We start from the raw sequence: 4,152 nt of genomic DNA, 5'->3' as shown, positions 1-4,152 counted from the left end.
CTTCTGAGCAAACCGAAAACAAAGCCGAAATATCCGCAAGTACTTTACAACAGATAAAAAGCTTAGGATTTAGTGTCGAAGATGTGCGTAAAGTAGATAACGGTTACCTGGTTGAGGGCGACATCGTGCTAACAGATGCCAACTTAACGGAGAAATCTTTAAGCCCTAATTTAAACATTGCTGAAACCGAGCAGTACCGCACAACGAATATTGTTAAATCACTGCCACGCGTGGTTACAATTTCAGTTACTAATTTACCACAAGTATATAGTGATGCCGTTGACCTGATGATTTCAAGGTACAATTCATTGGGTCTGCGTATAACTTTTCAAAAGGCAAATACAGGTACTACAGGTAATATTGATGTATTTGGGTTTAACGAAGGGCCAAGCGGTGGTTTCATCACTTTAGGTTCGTCTGGTTTTCCTACTTCAAGTGGCGAACCATTTAACCAGGTTAAAATGAATACGAATGTTAATGCCTATGGAACGAATCCTAATTTATTGTATGTAGCCTCAGTTTTGCAACATGAAGTTGGGCATTGTATAGGATTCCGCCATACCGACTATATGAACAGAGCATATAGCTGTGGAGGAAGACGCTCCAATGAAGGATCAGCAGGAGTTGGCGCAATCCAGATACCAGGAACACCATCAAAAGCAGATGCTGAATCGTTTATGCTAGCCTGCTCTAACGGTGGCAATCGCACATTTAATGCGAATGACGTGATTGCAATGAATTACCTTTATAAATAAATCCAAATACCGATCAGATATAAATCAAAAGAGGGAGCATTGAAAATGCTCCCTCTTTGTAATCAAACAAAGTTTGAGATGCTGAAAGACCAATCTCTCTATGCTCATCTGTAGCGCTTTCGATAAAAATGAGACATTAATTACACCAATCTACTATAAAATGAAAAAACAGTTTTTATTCTTAACATTTGTTGTTATCCTTTTTTCCTGTAAAAAAGCAAGTAAGGAACCTTTGCCGGAACCGAAAGTACTAACCCAAAATGTTTCTTTTAAAGATATCCAAAATGTCGGGAAGATTCTTTCGGATACTGAGCCTGTAGAAATAATGGTCAGCCGTACCATTAATTTACGTGATCCCCTGAGCATCGAAGTAAGCGGAACTAACCGCATGAAGTTAAGCTGCTATACTTTAAAAAGCATAAAAAATGTTGATGTTTTTGTGAAGCTAACCGGATACGAAGAGCGGATTAAACTTTTAAAAATTGACTCAATTTCTTCATTGACATCATTTGATTTACCGGTATCAATTACAGAAAAAGATGAGAAGCTGTACACCGAAAGCGGAAAATTGATAGAGGTTAAAAAGCAAACTGATCTATCTAAAGCGGTATTTTCTGTAGCGGTCGATGATCCTTTTTATAAAAAACTTAACGGAATTAAAACAGCCTGGCAATTAAATTTCAGAAAACAGCAGCAGGATATTGATAACTGGTATAGGATGAACCCATTACATGCCAGGGAGTGCATCGCCATGTTTACGAATCTGGCTTATCTGTTTTCCCAGGATGCGGCACAAAAAGCTTTCATGGATTATGAAGGTTTAATCGAAAATAATGGAAGCGTGCTGACCAAAGAAAGAAAAGAAGCGGTTTACAAAGATATTTTGACCCGTCCAAAATTAGAGACAGGCCTGGTGAGAAATGTCAGCGGACTGGGTGGAGGCAATCTAGTGGCCGGAGCTGAATATGTATTAATGAGGCATTACAATAAATCTTCAGAGGAGGAGATCCTTCATGAGCTGGGTCATGCATTAGGTTTTAGCCATAGCAGTAATATGACTTATCCTGCAAATAATAAAGCGTTCTTCTTGGCTATGCGCCCTATAATTAATGGATTGTTAACCGGTCACGAATATCCATATTGGGACTACAGGTTATTGAATACCTATAATACTTATATTGATAAGACCGGAGACTATCTGCGTGAAGGAAAGAACCCTGATGGCAGCAGACATAATGCAACCAGGTATGATTATTAGATTTATCAATTCATACAATTGATATGAGTAATCGGTGGGTGGAAATGTTGAAAAACTACTCACTGAATTGCGCTTTGTAAGGTGCGGTTCGTATTTACGCAAAACAAAAACCAAGCACCCCAGTGGAGCTTTCATGGATTTGTTGTGTTATAGAAGCCACTTAGATCCGCAGTATATGTGGTATAAGCACAACCAAGCAGATTTTGATCTCTACACCGCCTTTGCAAAGATAGGTGCAGATGCATTGAATTTGCGGGGTTTAACTTTTGATAACGGTCAGTTTTGTGGCTGGCCGTTTTTTAACCCGAAAAACCGAGGTCGCTTGCTGCAGCAGACGGACGGTGCTTACGTACAAAGAGTAGAAAAAGATTTTGAAGACACAAATACAATGGAACAGAAATATACCTGGCTATCAGCCTTCGCTGCAACCTACTATAAATCTATTAGTTATTTTGGTGATGGCATGGGCTCTATTGTTTTTCAACAGTTGCGAGAGTCAAAGGCACTTGCTTATTCAACCAGTGCTACATTTCAAACACCCGTTTATAAAAACGATCCGTACCTAATGAAAGCCATTATTGGTTGTCAAGCCGATAAAATGGAAGAAGCTATTAGTGGAATGGATTTGCTGTTAAATGACTTGCCTCATTCGGAGGATGGCATAAATAACGCAAGGATGAGCCTGCTAAAGTCATTCGAAACACAACGTTTTACAGAAGAGAAATTGCCCGATTTTTACTTGTTGTTGGAAAATAAGGGAATTACAACCGATTACCGTCAGCAAATTTATGAACAATTAAGGACTTTAACCTACAATGATCTGAAAGCTTTTGTCGATTAATACGTTGCCCATAAAAAATACGCCTATTGTATTCTCGGAAAAAAAATTGTGGAAGATGGTAATTTGAAGAAGTATGGTGATGTTAAAAAATTAACACCAGAGGAGTTGTTCGGATATTAAGAAATAATAATTGTTTAAAATAATACTATGATGTTTTTTTAAACAATGTAATTAACGTGTATATATATATTTGATAAGCGTGGAATAGGGTTATTTAACATCCTTTTGTTTTAAAACAAGGATTTTAGGAATGAATATTAAATCATTTGTAATGAATTATGTTAAATGATTTTAGTAGGTGAGCGATAATCAATTTAAACAATTAAACAAACGAATAAATGAACCAGTTTTACAAAATGTAAACTTTGGGAAAGTAATGCATAAATAATGTTATAACACCGGTAGTGACGGACTATTCTGTTTTTTKCCCTTTAGCAAAAGATTCTTGGATGGTGTAATATCCTACTGAAATGATCGACTGGTGGAAAACCGATAGAATTGATAGCAAGGAAAACGATTGTTATTTTTTGATAGTAAACTGAAAATTTAAACTCATAACCGATGAACAGAATATTTTTCCTTTTGGCCCTGCTAACTTTAGTTATTACAAACGCTGATGCCCAGCAGGCAGGAAAAATCGACAATGATACCAGATCTAACAGCCTGATTGCTGCAGCTCCCTTTTTACGGATCACGCCGGGTGCCCGCATTGCTGGTATGGGCAATGCCGGTGTAGCGGTTGAAGCTGATGCCCATTCGGCAGCCATCAATGCCGCATCGATGGCCTATCTGCCCCTGGGATCGACAGGAATAGGTTTAACCTATACCCCATGGATGAGGAATCTGGTGCCGGATATGAACCTTGCCTACCTGAGCAGCTACCACAAGTTGGACGAACGCAATACCATAGGGGCTTCTTTGAGATATTTTTCTCTGGGCGCAGTTAGTCTTACCGATGATAACGCACAGGGATTGGGAACAGCCCATCCAACAGAGTTTGCAGCCGATATCAGCTATGCCAGGAGTTTTGGTGAGGAATTCGCACTCGGTGGCAGTATCCGTTTCATCAACAGTAATCTGTTTACAGGGGCAACAACTTCAGGGGTACAGGCCGGGCCAGGAAGAGCCTTGGCAGCTGATATATCCGGAATCTACCGTACCGGGGTGATGTTGTTCGGAGGGCCTGCAGATTGGTCGATGGGGGTAAATATATCCAACATCGGGACAAAAATGAGCTATAGCGATACCGGAACACCATATTTTCTGCCTACTGAGCTGAAACTGGGCTCTGCAGTCAC

Annotated in this window: 4 protein-coding genes; all 4 read left to right on the top strand. The window is 39.5% G+C overall.

Annotation, left to right across the window (positions count from 1 at the left end; translation table 11 throughout):
• Nucleotides 1–755 (top strand): M57 family metalloprotease (locus AC1DPQ_RS19745; protein WP_477610627.1); only part of this gene is annotated, 755 nt, incomplete at its 5' end.
• 160 nt (nucleotides 756–915) lie between these two features.
• A complete protein-coding gene (locus AC1DPQ_RS19740; RefSeq protein ID WP_477610626.1) occupies nucleotides 916–2,013 on the top strand; it encodes a hypothetical protein in 1,098 nt (365 codons plus the stop codon).
• Between the two features lie 175 nt (nucleotides 2,014–2,188).
• Entirely contained in the window at nucleotides 2,189–2,854 is a 666-nt protein-coding gene (locus AC1DPQ_RS19735; protein ID WP_477610625.1) for a hypothetical protein, read from the top strand.
• 561 nt (nucleotides 2,855–3,415) lie between these two features.
• Nucleotides 3,416–4,152: PorV/PorQ family protein (locus tag AC1DPQ_RS19730; RefSeq protein WP_477610624.1), on the top strand; the 737-nt coding region annotated here is incomplete at its 3' end.

The organism is Pedobacter sp. 01T416_2 (assembly GCF_056398925.1).
Note: the sequence above shows the minus strand (reverse complement) of the source record. Positions and strands in the feature narration are given on the sequence as shown.